Origin of the sequence: Spirosoma luteum DSM 19990 (assembly GCF_000374065.1) — a bacterium.
In the GTDB taxonomy this organism is placed as follows: Bacteria; Bacteroidota; Bacteroidia; order Cytophagales; family Spirosomataceae; genus Spirosoma; species Spirosoma luteum.
This window is the reverse complement of the sequence record NZ_KB893268.1, coordinates 91404-109004: the sequence shown is the minus strand read 5'-3', so window position 1 is coordinate 109004 and position 17601 is coordinate 91404. Positions and strand designations below refer to the sequence as shown.

Annotated in this window: 16 protein-coding genes; 6 read left to right on the top strand and 10 right to left on the bottom strand. The window is 49.1% G+C overall.

Annotation, left to right across the window (positions count from 1 at the left end; all coding sequences use genetic code 11):
• The first annotated feature begins 93 nt into the window (after window positions 1-93).
• Entirely contained in the window at window positions 94-2067 is a 1974-nt protein-coding gene (locus B156_RS0118550) for a S9 family peptidase (protein WP_018621274.1), read from the top strand.
• Window positions 2068-2278: 211 nt separating this feature from the next.
• Window positions 2279-2896, top strand: a complete 618-nt coding sequence (locus tag B156_RS0118545; RefSeq protein WP_026260904.1) for a 3'-5' exonuclease — start codon at window positions 2279-2281, stop codon at window positions 2894-2896.
• A gap of 10 nt (window positions 2897-2906) precedes the next feature.
• Here the strand turns inward: B156_RS0118545 and B156_RS0118540 are convergent, their stop codons facing one another.
• Together B156_RS0118540 and B156_RS0118535 are read right to left on the bottom strand one after the other, a co-directional pair.
• Window positions 2907-4058: a site-2 protease family protein gene (locus B156_RS0118540; RefSeq protein WP_018621272.1), complete on the bottom strand. Its 1152-nt coding sequence runs from the start codon at window positions 4056-4058 to the stop codon at window positions 2907-2909.
• Window positions 4059-4133: 75 nt separating this feature from the next.
• On the bottom strand, window positions 4134-4763 hold the full coding sequence (locus B156_RS0118535; RefSeq protein WP_018621271.1) for an HAD family hydrolase: 630 nt from the start codon (window positions 4761-4763) through the stop codon (window positions 4134-4136).
• An 86-nt stretch (window positions 4764-4849) separates the two neighbouring features.
• Here B156_RS0118535 and B156_RS0118530 point away from each other — a divergent pair, with 86 nt between their 5' ends.
• Together B156_RS0118530 and B156_RS0118525 are read left to right on the top strand one after the other, a co-directional pair.
• Window positions 4850-6034: an AAA family ATPase gene (locus B156_RS0118530; RefSeq protein ID WP_018621270.1), complete on the top strand. Its 1185-nt coding sequence runs from the start codon at window positions 4850-4852 to the stop codon at window positions 6032-6034.
• Complete coding sequence (locus B156_RS0118525) at window positions 6027-6542, top strand: hypothetical protein (RefSeq protein WP_018621269.1); 516 nt, start codon at window positions 6027-6029, stop codon at window positions 6540-6542. Before B156_RS0118530 ends, B156_RS0118525 begins: the two co-directional genes overlap by 8 nt.
• A 49-nt stretch (window positions 6543-6591) precedes the next feature.
• Here the strand turns inward: B156_RS0118525 and B156_RS0118520 are convergent, their stop codons facing one another.
• Both B156_RS0118520 and B156_RS0118515 read right to left on the bottom strand, forming a co-directional pair.
• Entirely contained in the window at window positions 6592-7560 is a 969-nt protein-coding gene (locus tag B156_RS0118520; protein WP_018621268.1) for an acetyl-CoA carboxylase carboxyltransferase subunit alpha, read from the bottom strand.
• A gap of 89 nt (window positions 7561-7649) precedes the next feature.
• Window positions 7650-9095 carry an MBL fold metallo-hydrolase RNA specificity domain-containing protein gene (locus B156_RS0118515; protein ID WP_018621267.1) on the bottom strand — a complete coding sequence of 482 codons (1446 nt, stop codon included), beginning with the start codon at window positions 9093-9095 and terminating at the stop codon, window positions 7650-7652.
• Between the two features lie 138 nt (window positions 9096-9233).
• On the opposite strand from B156_RS0118515, the gene dacB reads away from it, so the two are divergent.
• Window positions 9234-10778, top strand: coding sequence for a D-alanyl-D-alanine carboxypeptidase/D-alanyl-D-alanine endopeptidase (dacB, locus tag B156_RS0118510; RefSeq protein ID WP_026260903.1), 1545 nt, complete (start codon window positions 9234-9236; stop codon window positions 10776-10778).
• A 106-nt stretch (window positions 10779-10884) separates the two neighbouring features.
• On the opposite strand, the gene B156_RS0118505 is transcribed toward dacB, so the two are convergent.
• From B156_RS0118505 to B156_RS0118490, 4 genes are all read right to left on the bottom strand, one after another.
• Window positions 10885-11349 (bottom strand): response regulator, encoded by a 465-nt coding sequence (locus B156_RS0118505; protein ID WP_018621264.1) that lies wholly within the window; start codon window positions 11347-11349, stop codon window positions 10885-10887.
• A complete protein-coding gene (locus B156_RS0118500; RefSeq protein WP_026260902.1) occupies window positions 11303-12781 on the bottom strand; it encodes a sensor histidine kinase in 1479 nt (492 codons plus the stop codon). The genes B156_RS0118505 and B156_RS0118500 overlap by 47 nt, the downstream gene beginning before the upstream one ends.
• Window positions 12782-12877: 96 nt before the next feature.
• Window positions 12878-13417: an ATP-dependent protease subunit HslV gene (gene hslV / locus B156_RS0118495; protein ID WP_018621262.1), complete on the bottom strand. Its 540-nt coding sequence runs from the start codon at window positions 13415-13417 to the stop codon at window positions 12878-12880.
• 163 nt (window positions 13418-13580) lie between these two features.
• Window positions 13581-14054 (bottom strand): Lrp/AsnC ligand binding domain-containing protein, encoded by a 474-nt coding sequence (locus tag B156_RS0118490; RefSeq protein WP_018621261.1) that lies wholly within the window; start codon window positions 14052-14054, stop codon window positions 13581-13583.
• 538 nt (window positions 14055-14592) lie between these two features.
• Between B156_RS0118490 and lepA the strand changes: the two genes are divergently transcribed.
• Window positions 14593-16380, top strand: a complete 1788-nt coding sequence (gene lepA / locus B156_RS0118485) for a translation elongation factor 4 (RefSeq protein WP_018621260.1) — start codon at window positions 14593-14595, stop codon at window positions 16378-16380.
• A gap of 237 nt (window positions 16381-16617) precedes the next feature.
• On the opposite strand, the gene B156_RS30395 is transcribed toward lepA, so the two are convergent.
• A complete protein-coding gene (locus tag B156_RS30395) occupies window positions 16618-16920 on the bottom strand; it encodes an ATP-binding protein (RefSeq protein ID WP_084757789.1) in 303 nt (100 codons plus the stop codon).
• Between the two features lie 16 nt (window positions 16921-16936).
• Complete coding sequence (locus tag B156_RS30390; protein WP_052635771.1) at window positions 16937-17395, bottom strand: phytochrome family protein; 459 nt, start codon at window positions 17393-17395, stop codon at window positions 16937-16939.
• Window positions 17396-17601 lie beyond the last annotated feature (206 nt).

Below are 17601 nucleotides of genomic sequence, written 5' to 3'. Positions count from 1 at the left end.
GCTGCCAGTATCCGGTCAATTTCGCAATTACTCCCTTTCCAATTTGCTTATAGTTCTTTATTTTCAGCCTTTTATACCCATTCATCTCGTCAAATGAATTATTTCTCCCCACTTATTCTGCTGGCTTGCCTGGTCGGTACTTACGCTGGACTGGCTCAGGCTCCTACCATCGACCAGTCCATTGCCATGAAGAGCGTATCAAACCCGCAGCTTTCGCCCAACGGCCGGTGGGTAGCCTACACGCTTACCAGAGCGAATTGGGACGATAATGCCTACGATACCGATATCTGGATAGCCAATACGGCAACCGGCGATAAATTTCAGCTGACGCATTCCAAGAAATCGAACAGTAGTCCGGCCTGGTCGCCCGATGGAAAATGGCTGGCGTTTCTGTCTACCCGTGATGAGAAGGCGCAACTCTACGTAATTAGTCCAACGGGCGGAGAAGCCCGGCCCGTGTCGAAATTTGAGACGGGTGTAACGGCCTTCAAATGGTCGCCAACGGGGAAGCAACTCATTTTTTCAGCGACCGTACCCGATATTAAAACCGACAAGGAGCGTAAGGAGAAATACAGTGATTACGAAGTCGTTCGGGACGATTACAAAATGGTTCACCTGTACCTGCTCGATAGCCTGGATAAGGAGAAACCTGCCGTAGCCAAAGCCTTAACCAAAGGTATCGGGTTTTCGGTAGGCAGTTTTGTGGTATCGCCAGATGGGAAGAAAATCGCCTTCGATGCGTCGAAAAACCCGGACATCATCAACGGTCATACATCGGACCTCTACGTACTGACGCTGGGCGATACGATAACCCGCAAGATTGTTTCGCTGAAAGGGCCGGACCAGAACCCGGTCTGGTCGCCGGATGGGCAGCAAATTGCCTTCACGACCGCCAACGAAAATGAGTTTTATTTTTATAGCAACCGGCTCATTGCCACCATACCGGCCACTGGCGGAACGCCCAAAACACTGACCAATACGTTCGATGAAAACGCGAGTTTGCTGGAGTGGACAGTAAGCGGAATTTTGTTCAGCGGGTATCAGAAAACGGCGGCCCATTTGTTCAGCATTGACCCGGCTTCCCTCAAAATAGACCGGCTCACCAAACCCGACAAGCTGATTGCTACACAGTTCTCTTTCAGTAAAGATGGCCGACAGATGGCCTTTGTGGGGGCCATGCCGAACCAGTACCCGGAGATTCAGACATCGATCGTATCTGCTTTTGCACCCCGAGTACTGACGGATATGGGTACCCAGCTTGCTTCGTACAAAACGGCCACCCGTGAGGTAGTGAGTTGGAAATCGGTTGATGGGAACGACATTGAAGGTATTTTAATCAAGCCTGCCAACTACGACCCGGCCCGTAAATACCCGTTGCTGGTTGTGATACACGGTGGTCCTACGGGTATCGACTTACCATCCGTGACAGCTGACCGGTACTACCCCGTCGAGCAGTTTGCCGCCAAAGGGGCACTGGTGCTGCGACCAAATTATCGGGGGTCAGCGGGTTATGGCAGCAAATTCCGGGCGTTGAATGTCAAAAACCTGGGCCTGGGTGACTATGATGATGTTATTTCGGGGGTCGATTACCTGATTGGTAAAGGCATGGTCGATAAAGACAAAGTGGGGGCAATGGGCTGGAGTCAGGGAGGATACATATCGGCCTTTATCACGACTTACAGTGATCGGTTCAAAGCGACATCGGTAGGAGCCGGCATATCGAACTGGGCTACTTATTATCAGAATACCGATATTACGCCGTTCACCCGGCAATACCTTCAGGGTACCCCCTGGGACAATGCCGATGTGTACCAAAAGACTTCCCCTATCAGCTATATCAACCGGGCAAAAACGCCCACGCTTATTCAGCACGGTGAATTGGACAAACGGGTACCCATTGCCAACGCCTATGAATTGCGGTTAGCCCTGGAAGATAAGGGTGTGCCCGTAAAAATGGTGGTATATAAAGGGTTTGGCCACGGTATTACCAAGCCAAAGTCTATGCGGCAGGTGATGGAGGAAAATTACCGGTGGTTCAGCAAATACATCTGGGGTGAATCCCTATAAAACCCATCTTACTTCCGGGTTCAGCAAGCCAATAACGTCATTTAACACAAAGCCCCGGCATTTGGGCTGTCGGGGCATTTGCAGGCATGTATGAAAGTAAAACCCCGAATAGCCTCTTTTTGTTGCCTAAATGAAAAACTGATTGATTATTTTTCAGTTTAATTCGCAAAAATAAATCCGTTATCACTTATCGCGTTTTCGCCAACATCCAATGCCTTTTTTAGTCCTTGACCTTGAAATGACCGGCCCGGAGCCGGACTACAATGAAATTATCCAAGTGGGTGCCGTACTCTTCGACGATAACTGGATCGAAAAGGGGCAATACCTCACCAATGTATACCCGGAGAATAAGGAAGCATTCTCCTCATCGTCCGAAAAAATCCACAACCTGTCCCTGGCCGAACTGGAGGATGCACCCATGATTTATGATGTATTGCCCGAACTGGAAGAATGGATTTGCACGGAACTCGGTCTGCGCGTTCCGAAAGGGCAGCTGGATCGAACACCATTCCTGCGCGATGTCATCATCTGCGGGCAGAGCGTTATCAACGATATCAATTTCCTGAAAGAAGCGTACCGGTACGAGAAGTTAAAATGGCCCTACTCCCGCGTCCTGCTCGATTTGCACACGCTGGGGTACTTTAGCTTCCGGGTACTAAAAGCCAACGGTCAGAAAGTTCCGGATCGGTTGAGCCTGACCGCCATTGCCAGCTACTTCGGTTTTGCCCGCGAAGACGGGTTTCATAACGCACTGGAAGATGCGGTGTTGACCGCTAAATGCCTGAAAGAGGTGTTTGCCCTGAGTGAACGGCTAAAAATACCAGCCTAGCCGTTTTCTGCTACGAGATGATAAAAGGACGGGGGCTAAAGCACAGGACAAAAATCAGCAGGGCAAGCCAGCCCAGTACCTGCCGTTTTAGATCGAGTGGCTCCTCCAGTTCCGTTTCCGGGTGGTAAATACCCAAAAAACGGCCTAATACGAAAACGAAAACCAGAAAGCCGGAATAGCCCTCCAGGTCGGGATTGACCCAGGACACCACCAGTTGGGTAGCCACTACGCTGAGGGTAACCAGTAGCGATGTCATCCGATTTTTGCTGATACGCGCGAAAGCCAGGTACAGAAAGCCAACATAAAGAGCAAAATCGCCTAGTTCGGAGAAAAACTCCTCGTTAGTCGGCACCGCAAAATCGGCCGGTTTATAGATGCCCAAGCCAGCGAAAAAAGCAAAAGCCGTGAACAACGCGGGAGCCACTACCTGAAACCGTTTACGGCCAATGAGGGCATAAAGTATATGCCCCCCATCGAGTTGACCAATGGGAATCAGGTTAAGCGACGTAAAAAACAGCGACAGGTATCCCGCCAGCACAAACGGGTAGTGGGTCATCTCATACGGGTGGGGCAACCGGGCGGGATCGGCCACGTAGGTTTTAAAGAAGCTGAACAAAAAATTATCGCCCAGCGCTACGGCGCCCCCCGCGGGCATTTTCTGATACGCATACTTCCCGTATTCCAGCCCCCATTTCTGGTACTCCGGATGAATGGTAAAAATATACTCCGGCGGGGGCAGGTGCGAGAAAGCGTACCACAGCACAACCAGTGCCAGCACAAACCCGGCCAATGGTCCGGCAATGCCAATATCGAAGTATTTTCGGCGGCTGTTGATGTAATCCTTGATGCGGATGAAAGCCCCCAGCGTACCGATGCTTTGCCCGATGCCAAACCAGATAGGAATGTAATATGGGAGGGTTACCCGGACCCGATTGGCTTTCGCCGTAAAATAGTGGCCAAACTCATGAACAGTCAGGATGGCCAGAAATGGCACCGAAAACTGAAACCCCGCCAAGAACTCGGTCCAGCCGAGCGGCTGCGACCCTTCAAACGGAATAAAAATCCGTCCGTACATCCACTCCGCCCCCGCCAGCGTGGTGGTGACAAGGGTAACTAAAAAAAGACCTCCGTGCAGGAGGTACGATTTAACGCGTTGATTCATAGACGACTTATGAATAATGAACTGCAAAGGATGGATGGGAGTAGCATCCCATCATCAACAATTCTCTATTCATCATTAATAATCCTTCAGGTAGTCGAGAATTGTCATGGGTGGCTGAACGTGTACAGCCTGAATACCTAACCCGGCAGCCGCCTGTATGTTTGCCGCATTATCGTCAAAAAAGGCCGTCTCTTCGGCTACCAGACCTGCCTCGGTCAGCACGTGCTCATAAATGGCGGACGATGGTTTGGCCATGCGAACGTCGTACGAATAGAATACCCGCTCGAACAGGTCTTCCAGTGTTGGCTGGTTCAGATTGACCAGCAACTGGTTTACCTGCCGGATATGAATTGGACTGGTATTACTCAGTAAAAACAGCCGGTAGTTTGGCGCAAGCTCTTTGATACGCTCAACCCGTTCGACGGGTAAATCGAGCAGTACACTATTCCAGGCCGTGTCGATTACCTCATCCGCCCACTTTTCGTTACCAAGTAACTGACGAACATGCAACCGGAATGCTTCATCGTCGACCAAACCCGTTTCGTACCGATTCCAGATATCGTACTGTTTCCAGATGGCCCGCACCTCGGCTTCGGGCATATTGGCAAGCATCGCAAAATTCCGAACGGGGGCGGTCAGATCAATGGGAATGATAACATCCCCAAGGTCGAAAATAAGGTTTTTCAGCGTTGATTTGTCAGGCATAACGGGTAGTAACGGGTTCGTTTCGGGACGGGTACGAACCGGAAGCCAAAGATAAGGTTAGATTTGCAGACAAACGGCGAAGCAATATGGCAAAGTTGACAGTAAAGAACGTCGGCCCAATTCGGGAGGCTGAGGTAGAGGTCAAAAAGCACACGGTGTTTATCGGCCCGCAAGGTTCCGGTAAAAGCACGCTGGCTAAGTTGATTGCGATTGGGGGAGATACTCAATTATTCCCAGGTGCAATTACAGAAATATTTTTGGAAAAGTACGGAATCAGCACTTATATTTCTACCGACACTAAAGTTGACTACCTTGATGATTTATATAGTATTTCCTTTGAAAATAATAAGGAATTTATTGCCCCTAAAGTAAATGATAGAATAGAATCAATGTATGAGGTATTAGCAAGAAGATACATTGACTCTAGTAACGATTTATCAAATAGATGGATAAAAAAATTATCTGGTGTTGAAGCTCAGGATGTTTTAAAAAACTTTGATGAAAGTAAATCAGCCTTTCTAATTCTATTAGAAAACTTACTTACTCATCCTTCTATATATATACCGGCAGAACGTACAATAATCTCGCTCCTTTCTTATCATATTTGGGGTATTGTATCTTCTGGGGCTGACTTACCTGACATAGTTACTCAGTTCGGCTCATCCTTCGAATTTGCTCGTAATTACATAAAGAGACTGGAAATTCCGTATTTAGACATTCTTTATTCTCTTGAAGCGGGTTCAGATATGGTTTACAGTGATAAATCTGGTCATGTAATTTTATCAAAAAGTGCTAGCGGCTACCAATCTATCATCCCTTTATTGCTTGTGGTAGAACACCAACGCCGTCAATCCCAGCGTCATTTTATCATCGAAGAGCCAGAACTTAATCTCTTTCCAACTGCACAGAAAGATCTTATTTATAACCTGATGGGTGGGCTTGATCCAACTATTGACTACAAAGAAGCGGAGTGGGTTATCACGACGCACAGCCCCTATGTGCTCACGTCTTTTAACACGCTCATACTCGCGCATAAAGTAGCGCAAAAGAGCGACGAGTTGCGGGCCGAAGTGGAGAAAATCATTCCGTCCCGGTGCTGGATTAATCCCGATGAGTTTGCCGCCTATTATGTCGATAAGGGTACAGTACGGAGTATAATGGGTGAAAAAACTGGCCTTATTGCCGATAGTGAATTAGATAATGTGTCGGAGGATTTTGCCGGTGAGCAGGATCAATTATTGAACTTGTACAGGAGCGTCCCCAGTGCGTAACCTGATCGAACGAACATTTCCGGAAACAGTCCAGAAGACTTGTCTGCAAACGAGCGTAGAAACTGAGTTTTTTGTATTCGATACCGAAGCTAAACAGTGCGCTATTCAAACCGACCCGTACGGTTTAAAGCACTTCACCGTTGAAAACCCGACCGGGCGTAGTATTCATTTTCTGGCGATTGACCATTGTCTGTTTACTGACCGGGACAAGACCCGCTGTGATTGCGCCGTTTTTGATGAGAAGACCTTTTGCTTTATTGAAATAAAGGAAACAGAAACTGCCGCCCGTCGATCTGTGCATTATCAGAAAGCAAAAGACCAATTAAAAGCAACCATTCAGTATTTTCAGGAACGAATGACATTTACCACGAAACGGATTGAAGCCTACGCCTGCGTTGGACGAACCGCTGTGCGACCTGCCCGACAAACTACTGACCTGAACGAGCAGGTAGAATTTGCTGATATGGGAGCCATTCTATATCACGGGAATGTTAAACGTTTTGCATAAAAAAGCCGCTAAGTCATACTCAGCGGCTTTTTTGCAATTATCACTGTCTTCACTCCATCACAACGCCCATTTCGCAGAACTTATCGATGCGCTGGTTGATGCGTTCCTGAGGGTCGACGGCGTTGAGCTCCGCCAGCGTGTCCAGAATAACATTTTTGAGAAGGTTGGCCATTTCCTGATGGTCGTTGTGCGCTCCGCCAAGGGGTTCCTCTACAATTTCGTCAATTAATTTATTGGCTTTCATGTCGCGGGCCGTTAGCTTCATGGCTTCGGCGGCCTGCTCCTTAAAATCCCAGCTTCGCCATAGAATAGTGGAGCAATTTTCGGGCGAAATCACGGAATACCAGGTGTTTTCAAGCATCATGACCCGGTCGCCGATGGCTACGCCCAAGGCTCCACCCGATGCGCCTTCGCCAATGATGATGCAAATGACCGGCACCGTCAGCATAAACATTTCTTTCAGGTTGCGGGCGATGGCTTCCCCCTGACCGCGTTCCTCCGCTTCCAGACCCGGATACGCGCCCGGCGTATCAATCATGGTGATGATAGGCTTATTGAATTTCTCGGCCAGCTTCATCAAACGCAGGGCTTTGCGGTATCCTTCGGGGTTAGGCATTCCGAAGTTACGGTACTGCCGCTGCTTGGTGTTGCGGCCTTTTTGTTGCCCGATTATCATGACTGTCTGGCTCGGTTCGCCGGTGCGGCCCAGTTCGCAGAAGCCGCCTACCATAGCCGGGTCATCCCGAACAGTTCGGTCGCCGTGCAATTCGATGAACTGATTGCACATAAGCGAAATGTAGTCGAGCGTATACGGACGATCGGGGTGCCGGGAAAGCTGTACCCGTTGCCAGCGCGTCAGGTTCTGAAAAATCTCCCGGCGCAGCTTGTCGATACTCCGCTCCAGTACGGAAACCGCTTCGCTCACATCGACATTGCTGGTTTGGGCCAGTTTTTTTGTCTCTTCCAGCCGTGCTTCGAGGTCAGCAATCGGTTTCTCAAAATCCAGGTACGTTCTCATTCAATGATGACCGGGTCGCCGGTGCGATGATGACTGATAAATGATGAATTAAGATCCGCAGCCATTTGCAGACATTCATCAGTCATTATTTATAATTCGAATATTTCGCCTTTTTTCGGGATAATCACCTGCGGATACCCTTCTTCGGCCAGGGTTACTTTAAACGACTCCATGCTCTCGTATTCGCCGTGAACGAGAAAGATAGACCGGAGCGTTTCGGGTGACTGCATTTGCACAAAATTAATCAGATCGTTTCGATCACCGTGTCCACTGAACACATCAATTTTCTTTACGTTGGCCAGTACCTGATGTTCTTTCCCTTTGATCGTGAGTGTCGATTGTCCGTTCATAAGACGCCATCCCAGCGTCCCTTCGGCGCAATAGCCGATTATGAGTATTGTAGCGTACGGGTTACTGATATTTTCGGCTACGTGGTACTCAACCCGGCCACCCTGCACCATGCCCGACGATGAGATAATGATACACGGCTCCCCGTAATTGGAGACGGCTTTACTGGCTTTTGAGGATTCCAGAAACTGGAAGTTCTCAAAGTCGAACAGGGATTCGTTTTCCCGGTAGAATTCGCGGGCCTCACCATTCAGCATTTTTACATGCTGCATGTACACCTTGGTGCTCTCGTAACCCATGGGGCTATCCGAAAAAACCTTGATTGGTGGAAAACCGCGTTCGGTGTAGAGCCGATTCAGGGTGTATAGCAGTGCCTGGGTTCGGCCAACGCTAAAGGACGGGATAATGAGTCGCCCCGGAATGTCGATACAGGCCTGCTGAATAATATCAGCCAGCGCATCTTCGGGCGACATCGTATTTTCGTGCAGCCGGTTGCCGTACGTGCTTTCACACACTAGGTAATCGACGGGCGGAACGGGAGAAGGGTCAACCAGAAGCGGGTAGTTTTTACGGCCAATATCGCCCGAAAAACAAATGCTTTTGCGCTCACCATTTTCCGTAACGTTGATCAGAACATGGGCTGCGCCCAGCAGATGACCGGCAGGCAAAAACGTAACGTCTACGTTATCCGCTATTCTAAATTTTCGGTTGAAGGCAATGGGAACCACATTTTCCATTGTTTCCCGCACCTGAAGGTCTAAATACAGATCCTGTTGCATCTGTACCTGACGATCCTTAACGCGCTGTTTTTTGCTTACGTTCAGTTCATTTATCCGCTTTTGATTGAGCGAAGCCGCGTCTTTAAGCAGTACATTCGCTAAGGCAAAGGTAGGCTCGGTACACAAAATCTGTCCTTCGTACCCCTCGCGAAACAGGTTCGGCAGATTGCCCGAGTGGTCCATGTGCGCGTGCGTCAGCAGAACCAGGTTTATACTCGATGCTTCGAAGGGGAACAGGCCGGGGTGCGTAACAACGGGGGCCGCCTGCCCGTTTGAACCAGCCTCTCGTGGCCCAGATCGCTCCATGTCAGAACCACAGTCAATCAGGATGCGGTAATCATCCTCCAACTCCAGCAGATACATACTACCTGTTACTTGCCGGGCTGCCCCCAAAAATGATAATTTCATGCGTACAACTTTAACTAATCAATAGCCTCTATCCGAAGTTTAATGAAAGGAGCGTCATTTCAAGGCAAGCAGGATAGTACACTTTTCGTAAGTTTGCAAAAGTACGAAATACCCTCCGAATCGCCTAACTGTTCCCTAATGCGCTTTTTCCCCCATTTTTACGCGTTCCTGTTCGTCTTCATACTTGCCTGTTCATTCGTTTGCTACACACCAGTTATTGCAATACCTCAACCTGAACCACCGGCCGATTCGGCCGGCGTACAGCATCTTATCAGGGTAGTAGAGGCCTTTCAGGCTGGTCCGGCAGTCCGTTTTGGAACGGTTGCCCTCTCGGTACGGCGGGTGCGCGATGGGCAGGAGTTCGTTGGCTACAACGCCCGCCTGAGTTTACCTTCTGCTTCTACCCTCAAACTTATCACCACCGCCACCGCCCTATCGGTACTGGGGAGTCAGTACACGTATACCACGTCACTCGAATACGATGGTACTATAAAAGACAGCGTGCTAACGGGTAATGTGTATATACGTGGTACCGGCGACCCATCGCTGGGAAGCTGGCGCTTTACTACTTTCGCCGACTTACCCGGGTTACTTTCCAGTTGGTCTACAGCCGTTCGGGCAGCGGGTATACGTCGGATTCAGGGTATGGTCGTTGGCGATGCCAGTCTGTACAGCGACCTGACCACCCCCGATACCTGGCCCTTCGGTGATTTGGGCAATTATTACGGCGCCAGTTTGAGTGCGCTGAATATCAACGAGAACCTGTTTCGGGTCTTTTTCCGGCCGGGCCGAAGTGTAAACGCCCCTGCCGACGTACTGCGTACCGACCCACTCCTACCCTATCTTAGCTTCAGTAATACCGTTACGACCGACGCCCCCCGTACCGGCGATCAGGTCAATATTTACGGTGCCCCCTTCACAAACCAGCAGTGGTTAACGGGTAAAGTGCCCCTGGGCGCACCGGCCAACGAGTTCAGTGTGAAAGGCTCCCTGCCCGATCCGGCTTATTTTGCCGCGTACGCCTTACAGAATCAGCTTATCCAGGATAACGTACTAATTAGTAATCCGGCCGTTTCCATAGGTGGTGGCCTGGCCACTGCTGTTCCTGCAAACGGCAGACGTACGTTGCTCAATCAGCATAAGTCTCCCATACTAATTAACCTGATACAGCAAACAAACTATCAGAGTATCAATCTATTTGCGGAAGCCCTGCTGCGAACCACGGCCCTTGCCCTCGACAAAACGGTTCGAACTACAGAAGCCAGTGTCGACGTACTAACGCAGTTCTGGAAAAAGAAAGGTGTTAATCTGGATGGATTTCGGATTAAGGATGGTAGTGGCCTATCGGCAGTAGGGGCACTCACCGCCGACAATATGACGGGTATTCTGAGCGCTATTGGCCGGGAAAAAACGTTTTCGCAATTTCATGAAACGATTCCGGTAGTGGGCCAGACGGGTACGGTACGCAGCCTCGCCCGTGGCACGGCCGCAGCGGGGAACATTCGGGCCAAGAGTGGCTCTATTGAAGGCGTGAGAGCTTACGCCGGTTATTTCAAAGCCGATGATGGCGAACTAATGAGTTTCTGCGTTCTGGTCAACAAGTACACACCCGGCCAAAACCGCACCGTGACTAACGAACTGGAAAAGATTTTTGTGGGAATGGTGGAATTGAGGGGGAAGTGAGTTAGCTGGCCAGTCTATCAGTTGGTTAGTTAGTCGATCAGGGGTTGATGCGCCAACGATGCCATGCGTCAACTATGAATCGACTAATTAACCAACCAATCAACAGCTACGATTCCTCCTGATGTCCACAAACGGTTACCACGCCAAACCAATATTGCCCAATGGCTTTAGTGACCTCACTCAGCCGCTGAAATGTTGGAGGCTTGGTAATGAAGCTATTAGCGCCATGAAAGTAAGATGTCTGCACGTCGTCTTTAGCATCTGAGGTGGTCAGTACCACAATGGGAATGTGCCGAAACTGATCGTTCTTTTTGATTTCGCGCAGTACCTCCCGCCCATCTTTACGAGGCATATTCAGATCAAGCAGAATAAGCTCCGGCAAGGCATGAGAGGCTCCGGCATAGCGGCCATTATAGTTCAGAAAATCCAGCAGATCTTCGCCATCTTCGGCAAATGAAATACGGCTGGAGGGATAATGCTGATGAAATGCCTCCCGCGTCAGATAGCGGTCATCTTCGTCGTCATCAACCAGCAGGATATGAATAGGCTTCTGTTGAAGTTGATCTGTCATAAGGTTGAATAAATTGATTTTCCGGTAAAACCACCACAAACGTTGTCCCTTCGTTGGGTCGGCTATAGGCCGTTATGTGCCCATGATGGCTCATTACCACCCGCTTGCAGATGGCCAGGCCAATGCCCGTACCTTCAAAGGCCGTTTTACCGTGTAGTCGTTGAAATACTTTAAAAATGTGGTCTAAATACTTCTCGTCAAACCCAATGCCGTTGTCAGTTATGGTTATCTCGAAATAAGGCCGGTTAGGGTGCAGACCAGCGTACGCTTCGCCATTTACCAACCGAGACTGAATGCGCAGCAAAGGCTGTACGCCCGACCGGGTAAATTTCAGCGCATTGGAAATCAGGTTATTGAACAGATGGTCCATTTGGCTGGCAACGGCCTGAACAACAGGCAGATCCCCTACTTCCAGTTGCACATCCATCCCTTTGAGCCGCAGTTCCTGATCGTCCAGAATACGCCGGACAATAGCATTTAATTCAACCGTTCTGAATGATTCCTGATGATTGGAAATGCGCGAAAAGTTGAGCAAATCTTTGATCAACTTAGACATTCTCCGGGCAGAACCGGATATTTTCCCCATAAACAGCATACTATCCTCATCGAACAGGCTACTGTAGCGGTCGGTAATCAGGTCGGCAAACGATTGGATTTTTCGTAACGGTTCCTGCAAATCATGACTGGCCACAAACGCAAACCGCTCCAGTTCTTCATTGGATGTTTCTAGTTGCCGAATCTGCCCTTTCAGCTGGTCTTCATACGCCCGAAGCTGATCCAGCGTTTTTTGCCGACGGGTCAATTCCAGTTCAAGCAGACGGTGGGAAACGGCCAGACTCATAAACGTTAGTAAAGACAGGGCAAAAATAATGATGATTGAGTTGCGGAAAGAGCGGGCTGCCTGACGATTCTGGCTATCCATCATGGCGTTTTCTGTTTCAATCATCATGGCTACGTGCTCACGCAGCACGTCCATCCGGCGCTTTGCCTGGGCTCCTACGGACAGATTATTTTCGTCGTAAAGCCTGACACCCAGCCGGGCCTTGGTTACGGCCAATTTATCCTTAACGAGTTTTTCGAGCAGATTACGATGCTTGACCTGAGCTCGTTTACCGGTGGTCAGGGTTCGCAAACGGGTAATCTCATCCGGCAACAGTTTAAGTGCTTTGTGGTAAGGTTCCAGATAGGTACTATCGCGGGTGATAACGTACCCTCTTGAGCCTGTTTCAACATCTTTCACCAGCGATAAAATTCGCTCAAGTGTGCCAGTCACTTCGTACGTATGCCTGATACGACCCGTATCTTCACTGTATTGATTGTAGCTGTAAAATGATATCGCAAATCCCGACGCAATAAGCACCATCGCACTGATGAATCCCAGTGCGATGCGCCGGTTCATGAGTCTGGGGGCAAATTGAGCAGTTAGATTCATGCGGGGAAAGAGCAGGTTTCGGCAGCAAATGTAGAAACGGATACTTAATCAACGCAATACAGCACGGATTAGCCACTTACTTTACCCGAATCAACCTTATAACGTTTCAACGACCAGATTATGGTTTGTGTAAATACATACGTCGGCAGCAATATGTAAACTTTCACGAACCATATCCGTGGCGGATAACTCGGCCGCGTGTTTTTTAAGGGCCAGTGCAGCCGATTGAGCGTACATGCCCCCGGAGCCAATAGCCGCTACGTCGCTGTCAGGCTCAATAACATCGCCCGTACCCGATACCAGCAGCAAATCATCCTTGGAGGCTACAATAAGCATGGCTTCCAGTTTTCGGAGATAGCGATCGGTACGCCAGTCTTTCGCCAGCTCGATAGCGGCCCGTTTGAGGTTACCACCGTAAGCGTTCAGTTTTTCTTCAAAGCGTTCTATGAGGGTAAACGCATCGGCAGTAGAACCGGCAAAACCCGCCAGCACTTTACCGTTCATCAGCACGCGTACTTTACGAACATTACTTTTGGCAACGGTATTGCCCATTGTAGCCTGACCATCAGCCCCGAGGGCCACCTGACCATTGTGCCGAATACCGACTACCGTTGTTGCATGAATTATAGGTTGCATGAAATTGAGAAGTTATTAGGAAATATAACGCACCAAAACCGGTTTACGGTTCACAGTCCAGGGTATATGGTAGTTAGCTTACGGTTTGTGTTTGGCTAACGCGCTAAAGTGCAGAAGCGTTAGCCAAACACAAACCGTAAACCACAAACTGTAAATCGAGTATTTAACTCTCGGAGAAGGGAATGGGACGATTGACGCTTTCCTCGAGCGAAATAAACGTTTCGGTGCGCTGAATACCGTTCACTTTCTGAATTTTATCGTGGAGTACTTCGCGCAGGTGCTGTGTATCGCGGCACACTATTTTGGCGAAGATGCTATAAATACCCGTAGTGTAATGAACATTGACTACCTCCGGAATTTTTTCCAACTGCCTGGATACATCCCCGTACAATGAGCTTTTTTCCAAATAAATGCCCAGAAACGCACTGATATCCCACCCCAGTTTGGCATGGTCGATCACTAATTGGGAGCCGCAAACGATCCCCATCTGCTTCAATTTATTCATGCGAACATGCACGGTGCCCCCCGATACAAAAATACGTTTCCCAATCTCCGTATAGGCCATGTTGGCATCCTGCATCAATAAATTCAGGATTTTCAGGTCTGTATTATCAATTTCTAAATTTTTTTCGCTCATTTTAGTCTGCTTTTCGATGAATGGCAACAAAAGTACACGTATTATGATATCATTGTAAATTTTTAGAAATTTTTATGCAAAATTTGCAACGAATATGCACGCTGTACTATCTTTGTATTGTCAAGTTGATCGAGCGGGGTCACACGCCGGTCTTCTTGATTTTTTCCTCACACTGTAGGATGTCGAAATTGGCAGACGTGCCCTCCTGTCTCGGGGGTGGTGATAAAGGATAAACGCAGCATAATGCCGTCCGCAAGGGCGACTGGGGTTGACCACCAGATTTGTACTGTAGCTAACTGCACCGTGGGCGGTTCGAGTCCCCCTCCTACAGCTACTGACCGCCAGAGCGGTCAGAACAAGTTTAGTTTGTTGATGAAGTGTAATTAGACACGCCGGTCCCATATGAGACCGGCGTTTGTTTTTTTTCTGCTTTACAGGCCAACCGAAACCGCATTAACGAACCGGCCCGACTTTTTTGCGTATTTTTGCTCTTTAATTCGCAGATTCCTCCGTCGTAGCGACGATTTTATAGTCCAACGTGAAACACATCCGTAATTTTTGCATTATTGCCCACATCGACCACGGCAAGAGCACCCTGGCCGACCGTCTACTAGAATTTACCAACACAGTGGGTGCCCGCGATATGCAGGCCCAACTGCTCGATGACATGGACCTGGAACGCGAACGCGGCATCACGATCAAGAGCCACGCCATCCAGATGAACTATACGCACAACGGCGAAGTATATACGCTTAATCTTATCGATACGCCCGGTCACGTCGACTTTTCGTACGAAGTGTCGCGCTCCATTGCCGCCTGCGAAGGCGCATTGCTACTCGTTGATGCCGCGCAGGGTATTGAGGCTCAGACCATATCGAACCTGTACCTGGCCATGAATAACGACCTGGTCATTATTCCGGTCCTGAATAAAATTGACTTGCCGGGTGCCATGCCCGAAGAGGTAAAAGATGAAATGGTCGACCTGCTCGGTTGTGATCGGGACGATATTATTCCGGCCAGCGGAAAGGAAGGGATTGGCGTCCCCGAAATTCTGGCTGCGATTGTGAATCGAATTCCGCCCCCGAAGGGTGACCCCGAAGGCGAATTAAAAGCGCTTATTTTCGATTCGCATTTCAATTCCTACCGGGGTATCGAAGTTATTTTCCGGGTTAAAAATGGCCGGATTCGGAAAGGCGACCGGGTTAAGTTCATGAATACCGGCAAAGAATACATTGCCGACGAGGTGGGTACGTTGGGCCTGGTTCAGGTTCCCCGCAATGTGATTGAATGTGGTGATGTAGGTTACCTGATTTCGGGTATTAAAGTAGCCAAAGAAGTAAAAGTAGGTGATACCATTACCCAACTCGACCGCCCGGCAAAAGAGGCTATTCAGGGATTTTCGGAAGTAAAGCCGATGGTATTTGCCGGTATCTACCCGGTAGAAACCAGCGAGTTCGAGGATTTGCGCGATGCCATGGAGAAACTACAGCTCAATGACGCAGCCCTCATTTGGGAACCGGAAACATCGGCAGCCCTGGGCTTCGGTTTCCGGTGTGGCTTTTTGGGTATGCTGCACATGGAGATTGTGCAGGAGCGACTGGAACGCGAATTCGACATGACCGTTATCACAACCGTACCCTCCGTGCGGTTCGAGGTGGTTACGACAAAAGACGTAGTACTACAGGTATCGGCCCCGGCTGAAATGCCCGACCCCAGTACCATCCGCTGGATTGAGGAGCCCTTCATCAGGGCGCAGATTATCAGTAAAGCCGATTACGTAGGGGCTATTATCGGCCTGTGCATGGATAAACGTAGTCTGCTCAAAAACCAGGTGTATCTGACCCAGGACCGCGTGGAGTTACAGTTTGAGATGCCCCTGGCCGAAGTTGTCTTTGACTTCTTCGATAAGCTCAAGACCATTTCGCGCGGGTATGCCTCCCTCGATTACGAGTTCATCGGCAACCGCGAATCAACCATGGTGAAGCTGGACGTTATGCTGAACAGTGAACCTGTAGACGCGCTGTCGGCCATTGTTCACCGAGACAAGGCGTATGAGTGGGGCAAGAAACTCTGTGAAAAACTCCGGGAATTACTACCCCGTCAACAGTTTGAGATTGCCATCCAAGCGGCCATTGGTCAGAAAATTATTGCCCGCGAAACGGTAAAGGCCCTCCGTAAAGATGTACTGGCCAAGTGCTACGGGGGTGATATTTCGCGGAAACGTAAACTGCTCGACAAGCAGAAAAAAGGTAAGAAACGAATGCGGCAGGTCGGCAATGTCGAAATCCCGCAGGAAGCCTTTATGGCAGTGCTAAAGATTAATTAATACCGAATGCCAGCCTCCTAACGGGCTGGCATTTTAGTTGCAACAGCGTCGGCACCGAAAGCTTGGATTCGTTGGGGAAGTAGCTCAAAATAGCACTCACATACCGGAGCATCTGAGACTGAAGGGCAAGACGCATCGTTCGGATTAATGATCCCATTCTCTTTGGCGTTCTTCATCATGGCCGTGACCATCGCAGTAATTTCAACGGTAGATGGCAAGGCGGTTGACCAGGCATGGTCAGTCGATTGGTAGAATGAGGGAAACGGTAGTTCCTTTACGTACTTCCGAGTGAATATTGATTAGACCCGAATGATTTTGAATAATTTTTCGGCAGTAAGTTAAGCCAAAGCCCACTCCTTCCCGAACCTTACTAGTCGGTAATTGAGCAAACATATCGACTATCTTTTCCAGTTGAGAGCCCTCAATATCGATTCCATTGTCGGCAATCTGGATTTCTACGTAGTCGTTTTTCGGTGACAATTGATCACGGCGCTCTGATAGTGCCAGCTTCCGACAGGAGATGGATAAAACAAGGGGCACTTCTCTCTTTGCAAACTTAGTGGCGTTGTGAAGTAAGTGGTAAAAAAAGCTGTTCCATTTGCAGGGAAACTGCCTTCAGGGACGGTAACGGGTCAGTATGCACGCTTGCTTTCTTTGCCTTTAGTTGCGGACTTACTTGGGAGCAGACTACCGCTAGAATATCATTTAAATCGGTTAATTCAATAAAAGTATCATCATCCAAAACGGAAAAGTCGGCTAAGTCTTTAATCATTTTAGAGAATTTCTCTGCCCCGATGTTGATCTTTTCGGCTAGCCATTCCGTTTTATCATTCTCTTTTCGTTTAGCCGCATCTGCTAACATCCCGCTAAAAAGCCGCAGCTTTCGAAGGGGTTCCTGAAGGCTGTGATTCGATATGTGGCGATACTGCCGATTTTCATCAATGGACTGGGTGAGTTGTCGGCTTAAATTTTTGACGGCCTGATCACTCTGCTCAAGTAGTTCGAGCTGCTGCAAATGAGAGATTAACTGGGCGAAAGCGGTAAATAGGCCGGTAACCCTGGTATTCTCAAGGTCTACCGGGTGTACAGTATAACAGGCTTGACCTAACTGGCATTAAGGACACATGGAGTTGGCTCTAGCCGTGCCTAAAGCCCGGTATTGACAGGGCAGGACGCTCAGGATTTGAATTGGTAAGACCGGTATTCCCAGGATAGTAATCA

What these genes read in the sequence shown, in the direction of transcription:
- B156_RS0118520 (WP_018621268.1), bottom strand. Translation starts at nt 7,560, where the DNA reads ATGAGAACGTACCTGGATTTTGAGAAACCGATTGCTGACCTCGAAGCA.
- B156_RS0118505 (WP_018621264.1), bottom strand. Translation starts at nt 11,349, where the DNA reads ATGACAGATCAACTTCAACAGAAGCCTATTCATATCCTGCTGGTTGAT.
- dacB (WP_026260903.1), top strand. Translation starts at nt 9,234, where the DNA reads ATGCGCTTTTTCCCCCATTTTTACGCGTTCCTGTTCGTCTTCATACTT.
- B156_RS0118515 (WP_018621267.1), bottom strand. Translation starts at nt 9,095, where the DNA reads ATGAAATTATCATTTTTGGGGGCAGCCCGGCAAGTAACAGGTAGTATG.
- B156_RS0118530 (WP_018621270.1), top strand. Translation starts at nt 4,850, where the DNA reads ATGGCAAAGTTGACAGTAAAGAACGTCGGCCCAATTCGGGAGGCTGAG.
- hslV (WP_018621262.1), bottom strand. Translation starts at nt 13,417, where the DNA reads ATGCAACCTATAATTCATGCAACAACGGTAGTCGGTATTCGGCACAAT.
- B156_RS0118540 (WP_018621272.1), bottom strand. Translation starts at nt 4,058, where the DNA reads ATGAATCAACGCGTTAAATCGTACCTCCTGCACGGAGGTCTTTTTTTA.
- B156_RS0118545 (WP_026260904.1), top strand. Translation starts at nt 2,279, where the DNA reads ATGCCTTTTTTAGTCCTTGACCTTGAAATGACCGGCCCGGAGCCGGAC.
- B156_RS0118535 (WP_018621271.1), bottom strand. Translation starts at nt 4,763, where the DNA reads ATGCCTGACAAATCAACGCTGAAAAACCTTATTTTCGACCTTGGGGAT.
- B156_RS0118500 (WP_026260902.1), bottom strand. Translation starts at nt 12,781, where the DNA reads ATGAATCTAACTGCTCAATTTGCCCCCAGACTCATGAACCGGCGCATC.
- B156_RS0118550 (WP_018621274.1), top strand. Translation starts at nt 94, where the DNA reads ATGAATTATTTCTCCCCACTTATTCTGCTGGCTTGCCTGGTCGGTACT.
- B156_RS0118490 (WP_018621261.1), bottom strand. Translation starts at nt 14,054, where the DNA reads ATGAGCGAAAAAAATTTAGAAATTGATAATACAGACCTGAAAATCCTG.